Here is an 18,021-nt window from a genome sequence, read left to right on the forward strand (position 1 = left end):
ACGGGAAACTGTGAATTATTTTCACATTATCTACCGTTTTTTGCTAGGGGAGGGGTATTATTTGGTGCGGAGAGGTCTTTTAGTGCAGATACTTCTTCTTTTGGTGCGGTTACTCCCTCTTTTGGTGCGGATGGCCAACCCTTTGGTGCGGATACTCCCTCTTTTGGTGCGGTTAGCCAACCCTTTGGTGCGGTTACTCCTCCTTTTGGTGCGGATGGCCAGCCCTTTGGTGCGGTTACTCCCCCTTTTGGTGCGGTTGGCCAACCCTTTGGTGCGGTTACTCCTCCTTTTGGTGCGGTTGGCCAACCCTTTTGGTGCGGTTACTCCCCCTTTTGGTGCGGTTGGCCAACCCTTTGGTGCGGTTACTCCTCCTTTTGGTGCGGTTGGCCAGCCCTTTGGTGCGGTTACTCCCCCTTTTGGTGCGGATGGCCAACCCTTTGGTGCGGTTACTCCTCCTTTTGGTGCGGATAGCCAACCCTTTGGTGCGGTTACTCCTCCTTTTGGTGCGGTTGGCCAACCCTTTGGTGCGGTTACTCCTCCTTTTGGTGCGGATGGCCAACCCTTTGGTGCGGTTACTCCCTATTTTGGTGCGGATGGCCAACCCTTTGGTGCGGTTACTCCCCCTTTTGGTGCGGATGGCCATCCCTTTGGTGCGGTTACTCCCCCTTTTGGTGCGGATGGCCAACCCTTTGGTGCGGTTACTCCTCCTTTTGGTGCGGATAGCCAGCCCTTTGGTGCGGTTAGCCAACCCTTTGGTGCGGTTAGCCAACCCTTTGGTGCGGTTAGCCAACCCTTTGGTGCGGTTACTCCCCCTTTTGGTGCGGATGGCCAACCCTTTGGTGCGGTTACTCCTCCTTTTGGTGCGGATAGCCAACCCTTTGGTGCGGTTACTCCCCCTTTTGGTGCGGATGGCCAACCCTTTGGTGCGGTTACTCCCCCTTTTGGTGCGGATGGCCAACCCTTTGGTTCGGTTACTCCCTCTTTTGGTGCGGATAGCCAACCCTTTGGTTCGGTTACTCCCTCTTTTGGTGCGGATGGCCAACCCTTTGGTGCGGTTACTCCCTCTTTTGGTGCGGATGGCCAACCCTTTGGTGCGGTTACTCCTCCTTTTGGTGCGGATGGCCATCCCTTTGGTGCGGTTACTCCTCCTTTTGGTGCGGATGGCCAACCCTCTGGTGCGGTTACTCCCCCTTTTGGTGCGGATGGCCATCCCTTTGGTGCGGTTACTCCCCTTTTGGTGCGGTTACTCCCCTTTTGGTGCGGATGGCCAACCCTTTGGTGCGGTTACTCCCTCTTTTGGTGCGGATGGCCATCCCTTTGGTGCAGTTACTCCCCCTTTTGGTGCGGATGGCATCCTCTTTAGTGCGAATAGCATTCCCTTTAGTTCATTTGCCTTTTCCAGATGCAGATACTGTTTTTTTCCCTTTTAGCGCTTCCAATGATGTAGTTTCCACTCCCTTTGTAGCAGCATCCATTTTTTGAAATAATCCCTTAATAAATATAAAAGAGCGCACCAATCAAGCACGCTCTTAATCTTACTTATTCTTGCGCATCATCCTGATTTATTCCAATGCCAAATCATATCTACTATTTCTTGTATTCCCGGTACGTTCTTTGCTGTTAGCTTTCAATATTCTCGTTGCTTCAAAGCGGTTTCTTAATATTAAAAAATCCATGGCTTCTTTAGTAGAAATCGTCTTATCAATCAACATGTAATACTCCCTCAACGCTTTTACATGGGCGTGCATATCCATTTTGTTGCATTTTTCGCAAAGCCATGTCCGCTTCAGGCGTTTCATGGGGATGGCGCCGCAGTTCGGGCATTCGACGCCGCGCAGGATGTCCTGTGAATCAATGTTGTAGTACTCGGTAAGAGGAAAATGGTTCCAGGATGGTTCTTTCGTATGCCGGATCATGAGTTCCGCCACTTGTTTGGATGGGATGATGTCTTTTTTTGGCAGTGTCCAAATGTGGTTGATGATGCCCCTTCCCATGAGCAGTGGATATTTGGATGGAGGCTTGTCTATGATGGCGTTGGCATAAGGCAATACGATGGCTCCATACATGGGCATTTTCAGTTGATGTTGCTCAAAAAATCGGGTGAGGCCGAAGAGGTATTGGTCGATTTGGGCTTCCGGGCTGCGGTAGATCAATTTCCGGTCTTCTTTTACACAAATCAATTGTGGCGGGTTGTTCATAAATGTCAGTTCACCATTGAGGTTTTTGACTTCCAGGATAAGGCACCAGCCCGGTGAAATCAGCATGATGTCAATTTGGATGTTGATGATGGAGTCGATTGTGACGTTATGGAGGATAAAGGTGTTCTTTGGCAACTGGTTTTCTGTCAGGATGGTCAATACATGTTTTTCGCCGTTTTCTCCGGCTTCTTGCAAAGAGAGTTCTTCTTCGATTTTCAGGAATTTTTCGTGGCGAGGGCTTAGGCGTTTGCGTAGGGATTCCAGGGCGATTTTATAGTTGCTGGTTTGGAATGGTTTTATCAGCAAAATTCCACCCCCCTCATGCAGTTGAACCGTTCTTTCTTATAAATTAGCAGAAATGAGGGGTTCTAGGAAGTGATTTCCAGAAAATTAATTTTTGGACGGTTTTTTTGGGTGAAAGATAAAATTTGGAGGATTGAGTTGACATAAAAAATGCCTGGCACTCCCAAGAGTATCAGGCATATGCAATCGCCAAGTGAACCACTTGCCGCCTTGATCAGCAGCAGACATCCATTCGCTGAGGGGGACGCTTCAATCACACGTAAATAGCACCAACCCCCGCATTTCCTCGGGATTCAAAGCAAATGGATCTACTCCAGTTTTCCCAGAATGGCATCGGCCTTGAGGGAGGAATTTAGGGAATCAACCACATCCCCCACTCCCCATAAACGAAACCATCCACTACTTCTTCCCGCCATTCAGCAACATCAAGATCGATTGGGCCTGCTGCATATGAAGGGCGAGGACGTGCTGGGCAGCCATGGCCAAAATGCTTGCTTTCGTGTAGTTCATCATTTCTTTGGCAATGTCTGCATCCCGAATGCGGGATTCGGCGGCCGTCAAGTTTTCCGCCGTATTCAGCACATTATTGTACGCATGTTCCAACCGGTTTTGGTACGCGCCGAGGCGGGCACGTTCACCGGAAACTTGCTTTAATGCCTGATCCAGCGCGCCAATCGCTGCATCGGCGTTGTCCCGTGTCGCAATGTCCACACCGCCGATTCCAAGGCGATTGCTGTCCACACCGCCGATATAGATTTCCATATATTGACCGGCATTCGCGCCCACCTGGATTTTCAACGGATTGGATTCATAATCGCCGTTCAAGAGGGGGCGTGTGTTGAATTCGGTTTGCTTGGCAATCCTCGTCATTTCCTCTTTCAATTGTTGGAACTCAATATCGATCAATTTGCGATCATCGTCCGTCAGCGTGTCGCTTGCCGCCTGGATGGCCAGCTCCCGCATACGCTGGATGATGGCATGGGTTTCATTGAGTGCCCCTTCCGCCGTTTGAACGAGGGAAATCCCGTCCTGAATGTTTTTGCCCGCCATTTGAAGCCCGCGAATTTGGGCGCGCATTTTTTCGGAAATGGCCAGGCCTGCCGCATCATCCGCCGCGCTGTTGATGCGGTAGCCGGATGAAATTCTCAGAAGCGCTTTATTGGCCATCATCCAGTTTTGATTAAGATTATTGATAATCATCATTCCTGTTGCCCACCATTGCCCGAACATCTTCCCCCTCCTTTTCTTTTTTGGATAAAGTGCCACCGACAGAAATCCTTCAAAACTTTCTATTAAAAACCTCTTTTCTCTACATATCGGCGGATTTCAGAAAAATTCAATATATCGGCAACTCCTTTAAAAAGAATCCCCTCAAAATTCCGAATATTTATCTTTTTCAATGAATAGATTGGTTGAGATTAGGTTTAATCGTTTGAAGATTAGGAAATAATGGTTCCATAAGAAGAATAAGGAGGAGTCGGAATGAAACATGTGAAGGCATTTTCGTTGGAAGACGTGGTGTTTGGAATCATTGGATCCGGGATTGCAGTGGGAATCATCTATTTGTTAATTTCGTAAGAGTGCCAGGCACATCAAGTACCCGGCACCTTATTCCATTTTTTTCTTCTTTTCGACCAATTCGTAGAAAAGTTGTTCGTCGCGATTGGAGAGGGCTTCGTCGATGAGGCGATCTAAATTTTGGCTTTCCAATGCACGAATGAGGTCCGCGATTTCCGAATTTTCCTCATGAGGAACGAGATGGATGCTTTCCGACTTATTGGACGCTTCCTCCAAAATCGGTGCCAGATGTTCGTGGATGTTGGAAATCAACAGCAGCTGATAAAGCGGCAGGCGGAGAAACCGGTTTCCGCGCTGGAAAACAAAAATTTCAGAGAGGTTTTCGATTTGCATCGTTTTTAAGTTTACGATAATTTCCTTCCCTTCAATCGGCACAAAATGATACACTTCATTGTCCTTCATGATGGAAAAATATTGATACGCAAACACTAAACGCAACGTTTCGCCCGAGACTTTGGAATAAAACGGTTTCATGTATTGGACTTGGATCATCGATATCCCTCCTATTTCACTCATTTCCTTTGACCGAAAGCTTACATCAAAATTTCCCTTTTCCCCGAATTTGAAACTTCCTTAGGTTTTTCCAAAAAAGCCGGTGTTTAATCAATTGTGGACTTGAATTTTTTGGAAATCACAAAAAATTATATCGTCAAAAGAACAAATTTTCATTTTATGCGCGAGACAAACAACTTATGCCCGAAAGAGATGAATTTTCACGAAACTGCCATGTAAAAATGGTTGTAATCTATCATACGAATTTTATTTACCTTATATTCCCCAAATTTCATGTTTAAAAGAACTCCATTGGTTGATAAAAATTCAATTGTTGTAAACAAATGGGATTTTAAAGGGGTGTAGGCTTCTTATTTCATCTAATATTAATACTATTTTTTATTATTTTATACTTTTTTTCGAAAAATTCATAACATTTTAATCTGTTTTTTTAAATCTGTTCCGCGCAAGTTCAAAGGATTTCCCTTATCAAAGATGGATTGCCGCGGTATAATGGAAAGAAAGACTTTTTTAGGAGCGAATGGAATGGTGTTATCAGTTGCAAATGTGGCCAAAGAGCAAGAGGCATTTATCCGTGAAAAATTGCAAATCATTGCGAGGGAGCTTCATCCTTCCGTCACGGAAGATGAGGAGATCGTTCGGCGGGCGCTTTTTGCCGTCCGGAATCAGGCGGTGGTTTTCCATCGCTATATATCCGTCTTCTCCATTTTGACGACGACGGTCCGGGATGTACGGGCGGCGGAAGTGATTATCGATTTCCGAGGCAACACAATTTCCTGCTCATGCCCTCAGGAAGGCTGGTGCCGGCATCAGGTGAGCGTGTTGCTGTCGTTATATCAATATATCGATTCCGTGCAAGAATGGGTGGGCAGTTGGCGTTCGAAAAAATCCGTGGATCTGCAAGCCCTCGCGAATATCCGCACCCCTGAAAGCTGGCTGAAAATGGTCGATGAAGTGCTCAGCCACTATTTTCACGGGGATGAAGAAATTCCCGCCTTCATGTACACCAACATTGCGGAGAATGCATTGGAAAAATTGAATAAACAAATGCCCTTCGAACGGGAATGGCAACCGATTTACAAGTTATTTATGGAACTGGCCGTTGTGAATCGATTGTCCCTTCGATTCACGAAAAGCCGCTCTGTGGATGAACATTTGCTGGAAAACTTTTTTCATAAAAGATTTCAATCCATCCAAAACATCGTCCATGAAATCCCCGAAACTTCCCGCCTTTTTGCAACGGATCCGTTTTTTGATCAAATGCAGTTCCTCCTCCGGGAATTGCTGTTTGAACAGGAAGGCTTCATCAACCGGAAAATGAACCTGTATCTGCTGTTTTGGGATGAAGTGTTTACGGAAAAACGGCGCGCTTTGGAAGAGCTGGTGTATTTGCAGGAGCAGCGGGAAATGCCCGTTCCGGAAGTGCTCAATGTGTTCTATATTATTTTGAAAAATGATTCCGCAATCGAAGAAAATATCCAGCATATCAATCCTGAACATGTGGACATCCATTTGGGGCTTGTGAAATTCGCTTACGCCAAGCAGAACGGACGGGCGGCAGAACTTATTTTGCGGGCCATCCTCCCCCATTTGGAAGCGTTCATCCAAAGGGTGAAGAATGTGTATCGTTCCTCCGTCGTTTCTTCGATTTATTCATTATATGAGCATATCGATTTATCGGAAGATGAGGAAATTTTATTATATTCTTCCTTTGGGAAAGACGGGATTCATCAATATTCCCAATATTTGTTGAAGCATAAGCGTTACGGGGAATGGGTGGCGTTGCAGCAAATGTATCCTTCCTCCATCGAGCATTTGGAGTACAACGGGTTGAAGCAAGTTGCGGAGGAAGCCCCCGCCCTTGTCCTTCCCCTTTATCATTTTTACGCCATGGGGGAAATCAAGGAAAAGTCCCGTTACAATTACAAGCAGGCGGTCCGGATTTGGAAGAAGATGAAAGCCGCGGCGAAAAAAGCGGGCAAAATGAATTTTTGGGAAGACTATATCGCTTCCGTCCGCGATCAATACAAACGGCTGCGGGCTTTGCAGGAAGAATTGGAGAAAGGGAAATTATTGGGATGAGACTATTTGGGATGCTGAGTTCGAGAAAGGAAATTATTCGGATGAAGCACCGGGACGCCGAGTGGAGGAAATATTTGGATAAGGCACCGGAATGCCGGGTTGAAGAAAGGATATTATCGGAATGAGGCGCCGGGATACCGTGTTGGAGAAAGAATATTATTGGAATGAGACAACGGATGCCGGGTTAGGAAATTATTCGGATGAGACACCGGATGCCGGGTTGGAGATAGAATATTTTCGGGATGAAGCACCGGGATGCCGGGGTGAAGGAAATATTCGGATGAAGCACCGGGATGCCGGGGTGGAGATAGAATATTTTCGGGATGAAGCACCGGGATGCCAGGGTGAAGGAAATATTCGGATGAAGCACCGGGATGCCGGATTTGAGAAAAGAAATTATCAAGATGAGACTTTGGAATGCCGAGCTGGAGAAAGGAAATTTCTATGAAAGAGTTGCAAGTTAAACATGCGTTGAACGTCAATCCTTTTGCCAATGTTTATCAATTGACCTTCGAGCCGTTGAAACAGGGATTGTATGCCGTCCGGGCTTTTGAAAACGGAAAAGCCATTACCGCCGAAAAATTCGCATCGGTTTTCTTTTTCCGGTATGAACCGAATTTTTACGGATTGCATGCCGAGATGGACGGGGATGCGCTGATCGTTTCGGCGGTCGAATTGATGGAAGCTTTGTCCCCCGAGTGGAAGCATCCTTTTGCAAAGTTTGAAGGGGCAAGGGCTGAGGATGCAATGTTGCTTGAAAATCTATATGCCGTACAGCCATTGTGGAACAGCCCTTCCTTATGGGATGTGGCGGAAGTGTCCGAGGATGAAACGGGGCCGTCTCTTTTAGTGCATTTGGAAGGCGACCCGTTGCGGAAGGAGCTGCTGACAACCGCCCTTTATCAAAAATTGGGGCAAAACGGCTTGCCCCTTTCCGATGTGCCTTCCTTGCTGCCTTTCTTCAAAGAAGGCGGTTGGCCGCTTCAGCAGGACCGTTCCATCGGCCATTTGACAGTCGCCCTCCGTTTGAATGAACCTGAAGATTCTTCGGATGACTGGGTGCTGGAAACGGTGATTTTATCTTCGGCATCCGCCAAACATTGGACGCCTGCTGCAAGGAAGCGCCATCTCCCAATCCGGGAGGCGCTTCCTGATAAATGGAAAGAGTTTGCGGATGAAATCGCGCGAACGCAGAAGCAAATGGTGCAGCTGCTTGGATTGGACGTGGTTTCGGATGAGTCGTTTTTGTATATTCCGTTGGGCGATGCCGAGGTGCGCACCTTAATCCGGAACGGCTTTGCCAAGTTGACGGCACTTGGATTTGAAGTGATTCTTCCTGCCTGGCTGAAAGAATTGAAAAGGACGAAAATGCGGGTCCGCGTCAGTGCACAAAACGTTCCGAAAAAGTCCATGGCCGGGCTGGATGACATTTTATCCTTCCGCTGGGAGCTTTCCATCGGCGGCGAAAAAATCAGTCCCGAAGAGTTCCGTAAAATCGTGGAGGAAAAGCGGGAGTTTGTGCGGATCGGCGATGAATGGTTCCGCTTGGACAGCGATTGGATGGCGAAAGTGCGGGCGTTGATGGACAAGGCGGAAAAAGAAAACTGGACCGTGAAGGAATTGGTGTTCCGCGAGATGCCAGAGGAGCTGTTGAATCCGGAATGGGATGAAGAGGATGAAGACCGGGACGACCCGCTCTTTGCCTTTGAGATGCAGCGTTCGTTGCAGGCGTATGTGAATCAACTGCAGGAAAAGCAAGGTCTGCCTCCTGTGAAAGTGCCCGCGTCTTTGAAGGCGACATTGCGGCCTTATCAGCAACAGGGCTATGAGTGGCTTGCGTTTATGCGCACGCAGCAGTTTGGCGCCATTTTGGCCGATGATATGGGGCTTGGGAAAACGGTGCAGTTGATCAGTTATTTGCTGTATGTGTATGAATTTTGGCAAGAGAAGAAACCGTCGCTCATCGTTTGCCCGACTTCCGTTTTGGGCAACTGGCAGAAGGAATTGGAACGCTTTGCCCCATCTTTGAAGGTGCATACCCACTATGCTTCGGGGCGTTTGAAGGATGAAGCCTTTCATCAGTTTTTGGTAACGGAAGCGCCGCAAGTGGTGTTGTCCACCTATGGCACGATTTCGCAGGATGTGGCGTTTTTGGAGGCCGTCGATTGGGCGGTGGTGACGCTGGATGAAGCGCAAAATATTAAAAATATGCAGACCCAGCAATCGAAGGCCGTCCGCCGTTTGCAAGGCGACCATCATATTGCGTTGACGGGCACGCCGATTGAGAACCGGTTGGCGGAACTGTGGGCGATTTTTGATTTTATCCACCGGGGCTATTTGGGAAGTTACAAGAAGTTCCAAGAGGAATTCATTGTGCCGATTGAACGGGATGATTCGGAACGGCACAAGCAGCTGCTGCGGGCGAAAATCCGGCCGTTCTTGCTGCGGCGAACGAAAAATGATCCGGATTTGATGCTGAATTTGCCGGATAAGCAGGAAACGAAGGAGTTCTGCCCGTTGACGGAAGAACAGGCCGCGCTGTATGAGGGATATATCCAGGACAGTTTGGCGGATTTGGAGAAACTGTCCCCTTTTGAACGCAAAGGACGGATTTTGCAGATGCTGAGCAAGTTGAAGCAATTGTGCAATCATCCGGCGCTGTATTTGAAGGAGCCGTTTGGGGATGCAGAAAGGATGCTTTCCCGTTCGGTGAAGTTGAAGCGGATTGTGGAGCTGGCGAAGGAAATTGTCGATGGCGGCGAGCAATGTTTGATTTTCACCCAGTATATTGGGATGGGGCAATTATTGCAGCATTGTTTCTTTGAACTGTACGGCTGGGACGTGCCGTTTTTGACCGGTAGCATGCGCAAGGAGCAGCGGGATGCCTTGGTGGAGGCCTTTCAAGCTGGGGAATTCCCCGTGTTCTTGTTGTCGCTGAAGGCGGGAGGAACCGGATTGAATTTGACGGCCGCAAGCCACGTGCTGCATGCGGATCGCTGGTGGAATCCGGCTGTGGAAAATCAGGCGACGGACCGGGCGTACCGCATTGGGCAGAAGCAGTTTGTGCAGGTGCATAAGTTTATCACCATCGGCACGATTGAGGAGAAAGTGGACCAAATGCTGGAGATGAAGTCCGCCTTGTCGGAAGAATTGATTCAGGCAAGCAACTGGCTGACGGAGCTGGATGAAGCGCAGTTGATGGAATTGCTTCAATTGCCTTCAAGTGTGCAGCAGGGATGATGGTGAGGGTTTTTCTGGATGTATGTGGATATAGCGATTTTGCTGGGGTTACATGAAATCGCTGGTATGAGATGCTTGGCACTTTGGAGTTCACTGGACTTTGAAGTGCCGGGCATTTTTTGTGCAGTGGGTTTTTTGATATAAGCTGGGGATCCATGATTTATCTGATCGAGTTGTTCGTAAACGCGCAGGTTAGTGATAAGTGTGGGATTCATCCGCGTAAGGAGTGGCGCTATCTAAGCAAGTTGGGAGTGTATCCGAGCAAGAGAGGGCGTCATCCGAGCAAGAGAAGGAGTTATCCGAGCAAGTGGAGCAGCCATCCGAGCAAGTGGTGGAGTTATCCGAGCAAGATGAGGGATTATCCGAGCAAGAGAGGGCGTTATCCGAGCAAGATAAGGGCTTATCCGAGCAAGTGATGGAACCATCCGAGCAAGAGAGGGCGTCATCCGAGCAAGTGATGGAACCATCCGAGCAAGTGATGGAACCATCCGAGCAAGAGAAAGGATTATCCGAGCAAGAGAGGGCGTTATCCGAGCAAGATAAGGGCTTATCCGAACAAGTGATGGAACCATCCGAGCAAGAGGTGGAGCCATCCGAGCAAGTGATGGAACCATCCGAGCAAGAGAGGGCGTCATCCGAGCAAGTGATGGAACCATCCGAGCAAGATGAAAGATTATCCGAGCAAGTGGGAATGTCACCTGCACAAAATGAAACTGTATGCGCACTAAAGAATGAACCATGCACACCAATCGGAACCCTATTCGCACTAAAGAATAAACCATCCGCACCAATCGGAGCCCTATTCACACTAAAGGCAAATCTATCCGCACCAATCGGAGTCGTATGCGCACTAAAGAATGAACCATGCACACCAATTGGAACCCTATTCGCACTAAAGAAGGTACCATCCGCTCCAAATGAAGCCCTATTCACACTAAAGGCAGATCTATCCGCACCAATCGGAGTCGTATGCGCACTAAAGAATGAACCATGCACACCAATTGGAACCCTATTCGCACTAAAGAAGGTACCATCCGCTCCAAATGTAGCCCTATTCACACTAAAGGCAGATCTATCCGCACCAATCGGAGTCGTATGCGCACTAAAGGCAAATCTATCCGCACCAATCGGAGTCGTATGCGCACTAAAGGCAAATCTATCCGCACCAATCGGAGTCGTATGCGCACTAAAGAATGAACCATCCGCACCAATCGGAACCCTATTCGCACTAAAGAATAAACCATCCGCACCAATCGGAACCCTATTCACACTAAAGAATGAACCATCCGCTCCAAATGAAGCCCTATTCGCACTAAAGAATAAACCATCCGCACCAATCGGAGCCCTATTCACACTAAAGGCAAATCTATCCGCACCAATCGGAGTCGTATGCGCACTAAAGAATGAACCATCCATACCAATTGGAACCCTATTCGCACTAAAGAAGGTACCATCCACTCCAAATGAAGTCCTATTCGCACTAAAGGCAAATCTATCCGCACCAATCGGAGTCGTATGCGCACTAAAGAATGAACCATCCGCACCAATCGGAACCCTATTCACACTAAAGAATGAACCATCCGCTCCAAATGAAGCCCTATTCGCACTAAAGAATAAACCATCCGCACCAATCGGAGCCCTATTCGCACTAAAGGCAAATCTATCCACACCAATCGGATCCCTATTCGCACTAAAGAAGGTACCATCCGCTCCAAATGAAGCCCTATTCACACTAAAGGCAAATCTATCCACACCAATCGGATCCCTATTCGCACTAAAGAATGAACCATCCGCACCAATCGGAACCCTATTCACACTAAAGAATGAACCATCCGCTCCAAATGAAGCCCTATTCGCACTAAAGAATAAACCATCCGCACCAATCGGAGCCCTATTCGCACTAAAGAAGGTACCATCCGCTCCAAATGAAGCCCTACTCGCACTAAAGAATAAACCATCCACACCAATCGGAGCCCTATTCACACTAAAGGCAAATCTATCCGCACCAATCGGAGTCGTATGCGCACTAAAGAATGAACTATGCACACCAATTGGAACCCTATTCGCACTAAAGAAGGTACCATCCGCTCCAAATGAAGCCCTATTCGCACTAAAGGCAGATCTATCCGCACAAATCGGAGTCGTATGCGCACTAAAGGCAAATCTATCCGCACCAATCGGAGTCGTATGCGCACTAAAGGCAAATCTATCCGCACCAATCGGAGTCGTATGCGCACTAAAGAATGAACCATGCACACCAATCGGAACCCTATTCGCACTAAAGAAGGTACCATCCGCTCCAAATGAAGTCCTATTCACACTAAAGGCAGATCTATCCGCACCAATCGGATCCCTATTCGCACTAAAGAAGGTACCATCCGCTCCAAATAAAGCCCTATTCACACTAAAGGCTGATCTATCCGCACCAATCGGAACCCTATTCACACTAAAGAATGAACCATCCGCTCCAAATGAAGCCCTATTCGCACTAAAGGCAAATCTATCCGCACCAATCGGAGTCGTATTCGCACTAAAGAAGGTACCATCCGCACCAATCGGAGCCCTATTCGCACTAAAGGCAAATCTATCCGCACTAATCGGAGTCGTATGCGCACTAAAGAATAAACCATCCGCACCAATCGGAGTCGTATGCGCACTAAAGGCAAATCTATCCGCACCAATCGGAGCCCTATTCGCACTAAAGAAGGTACCATCCGCACCAATCGGAGCCCTATTCGCACTAAAGAAGGTACCATCCGCTCCAAATGTAGCCCTATTCACACTAAAGGCAAATCTATCCGCACCAATCGGAACCCTATTCACACTAAAGAATAAACCATCCGCACCAATCGGAACCCTATTCGCACTAAAGAATAAACCATCCGCACCAATCGGAACCCTATTCACACTAAAGGCAAATCTATCCGCACCAATCGGAGTCGTATGCGCACTAAAGAATGAACCATCCGCACCAATCGGAACCCTATTCGCACTAAAGAAGGTACCATCCGCTCCAAATGAAGCCCTATTCGCACTAAAGAATAAACCATCCGCACCAATCGGAACCCTATTCGCACTAAAGAAGGTACCATCCGCTCCAAATGTAGCCCTATTCGCACTAAAGGCAGATCTATCCGCACAAATCGGAGTCGTATGCGCACTAAAGAATGAACCATGCACACCAATCGGAACCCTATTCGCACTAAAGAAGGTACCATCCGCTCCAAATGAAGCCCTATTCGCACTAAAGAAGGTACCATCCGCTCCAAATGAAGCCCTATTCACACTAAAGAATGAACCATCCGCACCAATCGGAGTCGTATGCGCACTAAAGAATGAACCATGCACACCAATCGGAACCCTATTCGCACTAAAGAAGGTACCATCCGCTCCAAATGTAGCCCTATTCGCACTAAAGAATAAACCATCCGCACCAATCGGAACCCTATTCACACTAAAGAATGAACCATCCGCTCCAAATGAAGCCCTATTCACACTAAAGAATAAACCATCCGCACCAATCGGAGTCGTATGCGCACTAAAGAATGAACCATCCGCACCAATCGGAACCCTATTCGCACTAAAGAAGGTACCATCCGCTCCAAATGTAGCCCTATTCACACTAATATAAAATCTATCCGCACCAAAGGAAAAGACGGACCCCAAAGCTGAACCTATCCACGCCAAAACCAAATACACACAAAAAAGACTGCCCAGAAAGTCATCCTTTCTTAGACAGTCTGACAACTAACCATAGGAGGAAGTTAGATAGGTGTGTTCTGATTTCCTCGTTTATTCGTATGTAGCCTCACTTTACCTTTATCCAGTTATCATATTCAATTGTAATCATGATCCATTATGCATTACCATGTATCCCTTCACTGCTGGGCGGTCACAAACCAGCAGTGTTTTTCTCACCCCCCATTTTCTTTATTTGTACTCCCCTTCAAACTCCAAAACAATTTTAGGCCATTCCCATTCATTTTCCATTCCCAACAATTTTTTTGCCTTTCGCTCCAACAAAATCAACAAAACCTTCCATTGTAAAAGAAAACCTGCCACTATGTGTTACCCGGAATCCTTTGCTTTGCTAACCTCCACTTTTTCCTGCAAAATGCAACCATCCTCAAAACTCTCAGCCGATTTTCAAATTGAAGACCCTTGCGTAACTGGTAATTCTTGTTCCGTTTCCGGAAGAACGAAATCCTTTTCAACTTCCGTTTGCTTATTTGGTGGCTTGAGTGAATAAAATCGGACATCATCGGCGACGACTTCAGTTGTATATACTTTTACATTTGCTTTTGTTAAATAGGAGCGTGATTGCAATCGTCCGTTGATTCCGATCAGTGAACCTTTGCCGCAATATTGGACGATCAGTTCCGCCAGCTTTCCCCATGCGGTAATGGAGACGAAATCGGCATCCACATCGCCCTGGCTATTGCGGTAATTGCGATTAACCGCCAGTACAAAACTCGTAGCCACACGATGTTCTCCAAATTCCCGAAGAACTGGATCTTTCGTTAATCGCCCGACTAGTCCGACATGATTCATCCATTCACCTCCTTTTTCTCAATCATAGCGGTAACCCCTTCTTTTGACAAAATCCCAAAATCAAGAAATGACCGCATTTTTCTATCTCAAACTTTCATTTTCCGAACGAAACAAATGTTCGTAAAATTTAACTCAAACTAGATCATGCCTGCTTTTATCCCCATTTTTTAAAAATGTCCAAAATAAAAGTTTGGCAATTTTTTAATTTTTTTCTTTACCCGATGTTTGAAAGCGTTCCTTTGCTATAATGATGAAAGAGGGCATTTCGATTATCATGGGAGGGAAACCTTTGAAAACTTTTAAAATGATTTCCTTTCAATTTGAACACGATGGTGTGGAAATCCCCCTGATCGACGGAATCATCATTAATCAGGAAAATCATGAAAAGACGTGGATTTTGGAGTTGTTTACAGAGCAGCCATATCGAAAGCATTTTGAAAGATTGTGGGAAACCCGGGAATCTTTTGATGTGCAAGTGACGATCACTTCCCCTGACAATGAACCCGCCCCCTTCACAGTGAAAGTGGAAACGATTGAAGAAATTGGAGATCGGCTTTCGGTTTTAATGAAGGGACATGTGCGAACGGTGCGGTTAAAATATGCGGAACAATTGTTGCAAACGTTGCTGGAGAAAAACTTATCAAAGGAAGAATTATTGAGTGAGTTCCGGAAAGGGATGAGGGAACGTCCATTATTGAAGGGGGAAAATGGCTGATTTTCTATCACGGATTTCAACAAGGAGCAGGCGTTATATTTACAGGTTTTGTGTCTTTCTCTATAAATATTATGAACATAGCGACACGGCCATATTTTATCTACAGTTTTTGTGAACATAACGCCAGAATTTGTGTCCATTTCGACACAGGCCATTTTATCTACAGATTTTTTGAACTTATCACCTGATTTTGTGTCCATTTCACCAGTGCCTATTTTATTTACAGATTTTATGTCTCATATCACCTGATTTTGTGCCATTTCGCCAGTTCCCATTTTAATTTTATCTCCATTTCCCCCTTCTCCCCCCATCCAAACAAAGGGCGCTTGTCCAAAATCAAAACCGTTGAATCAAAAAATATGGAGCTATCCAAACCTGATAGCTCCGAAAAGGGCAAGGGGGATTTTTTGAATTTCTCGAGTCTAAAATACCAGAAGAGGCTTTGGACTTTGTCTCGTGGCTTCCTTTACCCCAGATGGGAACTGGATGCGCAACCATTATTCATCCTTCGTATCAGCGTCACGAATGTCTTTGGCATCCTCAACGATATCTTCCTGGTTACCGCGTTCATCCCCGGTTACACCTTTATCATCCGGCATGACGTCTTCATTGCGTAGGCCTTGGTTTGTCCGTTTGTCATTGTCATTGATGTCATTATTGATCGTGTCATTGTCAAGGGCATCATTGACTCCCTCACCGACATCTTCGACACCTTCTTTGACTCCTTCACCCACATCTTCTACGCCTTCTTTGACTCCTTCACCCACATCTTCTACGCCTTCTTCAACGTCATTGCCTACCTCATTGATTGCGTTCTCATCGTCGTTATCATTACAGCCCACTAATAAAGCGGACCCTAACAATAACGCATAGATGAACGGTTTCATAAAAAATCCCCTCCTTTCTTCGCTAATCGTCACCTGCAAAGTGACTGATTTTAATTTGTGCGAAAAAAGAGGGAACTATCCATTATCGATTTTAGAACTTTTGCCATTTTCCGGTTCAAAAGTTCATGGGCGTTCTTTTTCCTTCAATTGTTCTTTCAGTAGCTGTTCCACATAATGGGCTTCCGCTTTGCATCCATACGTATAATTCGTGCCTAGCTGTTTCTGCATTTTCTCGATGGTCTCAATTTGTTTTTTCGTCGGCTTTTCGTTCAAAATTTTGGCGATCACTTCGTCAATTTTATGGGCAATTTCTTCATGAAATTCGGGGCTCAGCAATATGTCCTGTGGCACTTTTTCAAACCATGCGGCATTTTCCAAAAAATATTGTTGCCATCTCTTCATGAATTCTTCCATTGAAAAACGGTCTTCATCCCAGCCGATGCTTGCCAAGTATTGCTCGAATGCGATCGAAATGGATCGTGTGATACTGATTTTTACGCCCGATGACAGCTGTTTATACATTCTAAAATAAAACCTCCTATGTTTAAAAGAGCCAAGGGTGCATATACTTCTCTCTACCTACAACCTAAAAAAATTCAACTGTTATATTTTATCTCTTTGGTTAATGAATTTCAAATTAAGGGAACACACTTATTATAAAAGGGTGCACAGTTCCAATCATTCTATTCATGATTGGAACCCTTTTGGACGTGTGTATTTCGGGAAGGAGTTTATTTTACTTTTGGTGCTTCCGGACCGATTGCAAATAAAATGTCCGCTTCCGCAGCGAGTTCGCCGTCAACCGTGGCAATGCCATGGCCTTTCCCCATCGAGCCGCGCAATTTGACAAATTCGACTTCCAATTTCAATTGATCGCCTGGCACGACTTGGCGCTTGAAACGGGCGTTGTCAATACCTGTCAAAAATGCCAATCTCCCTTTGAATTGCTCGGAATTTAATAAAGCAACCCCTCCAACTTGCGCCAACGCTTCCACGATCAAAACGCCGGGCATGACCGGATAGCCAGGGAAATGGCCATTGAAGAAAGGTTCATTGATGGAAACATTCTTGATACCCACCACCCGTTTCCCTTCTTCCAGTTCAAGAATACGGTCTACTAATAAAAATGGATATCGGTGCGGTAAAATCGCCTGAATTTGTTCAACATTCAACATAACATTTCCCCCCATTATCAAAATCAAGCATACGAAATAAGCGGCAAAGCAACATGATTCTCAGAATTTGAAGGCATCCGGACGCCAAAAAAGCGCCATTTCCAATATCAGCATGCATCATGAATTCAGCTTTCCACAAAAAATGGCGGAACATACTTTATTCTTCTCCGTTCATGATGTCCAGAATGTGCTGATAGGTTTCCCATTTTAACGCATCCATCAGCTTGCCGTCACCAATGAGGCCGTAACCGATCATGAGCCCGAATATGGCTGCGAGCAACAACAGCACGAGCACAATGACAATCCGCAGCCAAATGGGAAACATTCTGGTGCGGTAAATTTTCAGGTTCTTTATAAAACTGTCGTCATTTGGCAGAGCTTCCTCATTCTTCTCGTTCTCTCTTTTATTCCGCTTCAGCCACTTTGAAAGTAGAACGCCCGATGCTTTTGGATCCTTCTCTTGCCGTTTCGTTCTTTTTTCCGTCAAAGTGGAGCCGCTTTTCATTTCGTTTGCCATTGTCTGTTCTCCCTGTTCATTCAAGTATTTTTGGTAAACGAATTTTGCCCATGGGTTCACACGATTATGAAGGTGCCGTCAGAATCAACAGAATTCCGCCAGCATTTGCTTCTGTTCGCATGATTCGTCATCGTTCTTGATAAAATAAACGCAACAGCCGCATCTAAAGTTTCGCCTTTGCGGGGTTGCCCGGGATCAAACGAACTCGCTTCATTCCGCGCTTTGCACCATTCGTCAAAGCGCGGATGAAGGATGAAACAAA

At 46.4% G+C, this 18,021-nt stretch carries 15 protein-coding genes; 5 read left to right on the forward strand and 10 right to left on the reverse strand.

Annotated elements, in window-relative coordinates:
* Nucleotides 1-57 precede the first annotated feature (57 nt).
* From NSS77_RS02810 to NSS77_RS02830, 5 genes are all read right to left on the reverse strand, one after another.
* On the reverse strand, nt 58-306 hold the full coding sequence (locus NSS77_RS02810; protein WP_342470283.1) for a hypothetical protein: 249 nt from the start codon (nt 304-306) through the stop codon (nt 58-60).
* Nucleotides 278-1,210: a hypothetical protein gene (locus NSS77_RS02815; protein ID WP_342470284.1), complete on the reverse strand. Its 933-nt coding sequence runs from the start codon at nt 1,208-1,210 to the stop codon at nt 278-280. The genes NSS77_RS02810 and NSS77_RS02815 overlap by 29 nt, the downstream gene beginning before the upstream one ends.
* 352 nt (nt 1,211-1,562) lie before the next feature.
* Nucleotides 1,563-2,504, reverse strand: a complete 942-nt coding sequence (locus tag NSS77_RS02820; RefSeq protein WP_342470285.1) for a nuclease-related domain-containing protein — start codon at nt 2,502-2,504, stop codon at nt 1,563-1,565.
* A gap of 396 nt (nt 2,505-2,900) precedes the next feature.
* Nucleotides 2,901-3,731 carry a flagellin gene (locus NSS77_RS02825; RefSeq protein WP_342470286.1) on the reverse strand — a complete coding sequence of 277 codons (831 nt, stop codon included), beginning with the start codon at nt 3,729-3,731 and terminating at the stop codon, nt 2,901-2,903.
* A 378-nt stretch (nt 3,732-4,109) separates the two neighbouring features.
* Nucleotides 4,110-4,571 (reverse strand): IDEAL domain-containing protein, encoded by a 462-nt coding sequence (locus NSS77_RS02830; RefSeq protein WP_342470287.1) that lies wholly within the window; start codon nt 4,569-4,571, stop codon nt 4,110-4,112.
* A gap of 546 nt (nt 4,572-5,117) precedes the next feature.
* On the opposite strand from NSS77_RS02830, the gene NSS77_RS02835 reads away from it, so the two are divergent.
* The 4 genes from NSS77_RS02835 to NSS77_RS02850 all read left to right on the forward strand — a co-directional run bounded on the left by NSS77_RS02835 (nt 5,118) and on the right by NSS77_RS02850 (nt 13,545).
* Nucleotides 5,118-6,674 carry an SWIM zinc finger family protein gene (locus NSS77_RS02835; protein ID WP_342470288.1) on the forward strand — a complete coding sequence of 519 codons (1,557 nt, stop codon included), beginning with the start codon at nt 5,118-5,120 and terminating at the stop codon, nt 6,672-6,674.
* A 121-nt stretch (nt 6,675-6,795) separates the two neighbouring features.
* A complete protein-coding gene (locus NSS77_RS02840; RefSeq protein WP_342470289.1) occupies nt 6,796-7,122 on the forward strand; it encodes a hypothetical protein in 327 nt (108 codons plus the stop codon).
* Nucleotides 7,119-9,914, forward strand: a complete 2,796-nt coding sequence (locus NSS77_RS02845) for a DEAD/DEAH box helicase (protein ID WP_342470290.1) — start codon at nt 7,119-7,121, stop codon at nt 9,912-9,914. Before NSS77_RS02840 ends, NSS77_RS02845 begins: the two co-directional genes overlap by 4 nt.
* Before the next feature lie 226 nt (nt 9,915-10,140).
* Nucleotides 10,141-13,545 (forward strand): hypothetical protein, encoded by a 3,405-nt coding sequence (locus NSS77_RS02850; RefSeq protein WP_342470291.1) that lies wholly within the window; start codon nt 10,141-10,143, stop codon nt 13,543-13,545.
* A 515-nt stretch (nt 13,546-14,060) separates the two neighbouring features.
* On the opposite strand, the gene NSS77_RS02855 is transcribed toward NSS77_RS02850, so the two are convergent.
* Nucleotides 14,061-14,465, reverse strand: coding sequence for a single-stranded DNA-binding protein (locus tag NSS77_RS02855; protein ID WP_342470292.1), 405 nt, complete (start codon nt 14,463-14,465; stop codon nt 14,061-14,063).
* A 289-nt stretch (nt 14,466-14,754) separates the two neighbouring features.
* Between NSS77_RS02855 and NSS77_RS02860 the strand changes: the two genes are divergently transcribed.
* Nucleotides 14,755-15,180, forward strand: coding sequence for a YwpF family protein (locus NSS77_RS02860; protein WP_342470294.1), 426 nt, complete (start codon nt 14,755-14,757; stop codon nt 15,178-15,180).
* A 497-nt stretch (nt 15,181-15,677) separates the two neighbouring features.
* On the opposite strand, the gene NSS77_RS02865 is transcribed toward NSS77_RS02860, so the two are convergent.
* The 4 genes from NSS77_RS02865 to NSS77_RS02880 form a co-directional block, all read right to left on the reverse strand.
* Complete coding sequence (locus tag NSS77_RS02865; protein WP_342470295.1) at nt 15,678-16,067, reverse strand: hypothetical protein; 390 nt, start codon at nt 16,065-16,067, stop codon at nt 15,678-15,680.
* 123 nt (nt 16,068-16,190) lie between these two features.
* Entirely contained in the window at nt 16,191-16,589 is a 399-nt protein-coding gene (locus tag NSS77_RS02870) for a hypothetical protein (protein WP_342470296.1), read from the reverse strand.
* A 209-nt stretch (nt 16,590-16,798) separates the two neighbouring features.
* A complete protein-coding gene (gene fabZ / locus NSS77_RS02875; protein WP_342470297.1) occupies nt 16,799-17,242 on the reverse strand; it encodes a 3-hydroxyacyl-ACP dehydratase FabZ in 444 nt (147 codons plus the stop codon).
* 157 nt (nt 17,243-17,399) lie between these two features.
* Entirely contained in the window at nt 17,400-17,759 is a 360-nt protein-coding gene (locus tag NSS77_RS02880) for a DNA-directed RNA polymerase subunit beta (protein ID WP_342470298.1), read from the reverse strand.
* Between the last annotated feature and the right edge of the window lie 262 nt (nt 17,760-18,021).

The sequence above is a fragment of the Ureibacillus sp. FSL K6-3587 genome, assembly GCF_038593165.1.
In the GTDB taxonomy this organism is placed as follows: domain Bacteria; phylum Bacillota; class Bacilli; order Bacillales_A; family Planococcaceae; genus Ureibacillus; species Ureibacillus suwonensis.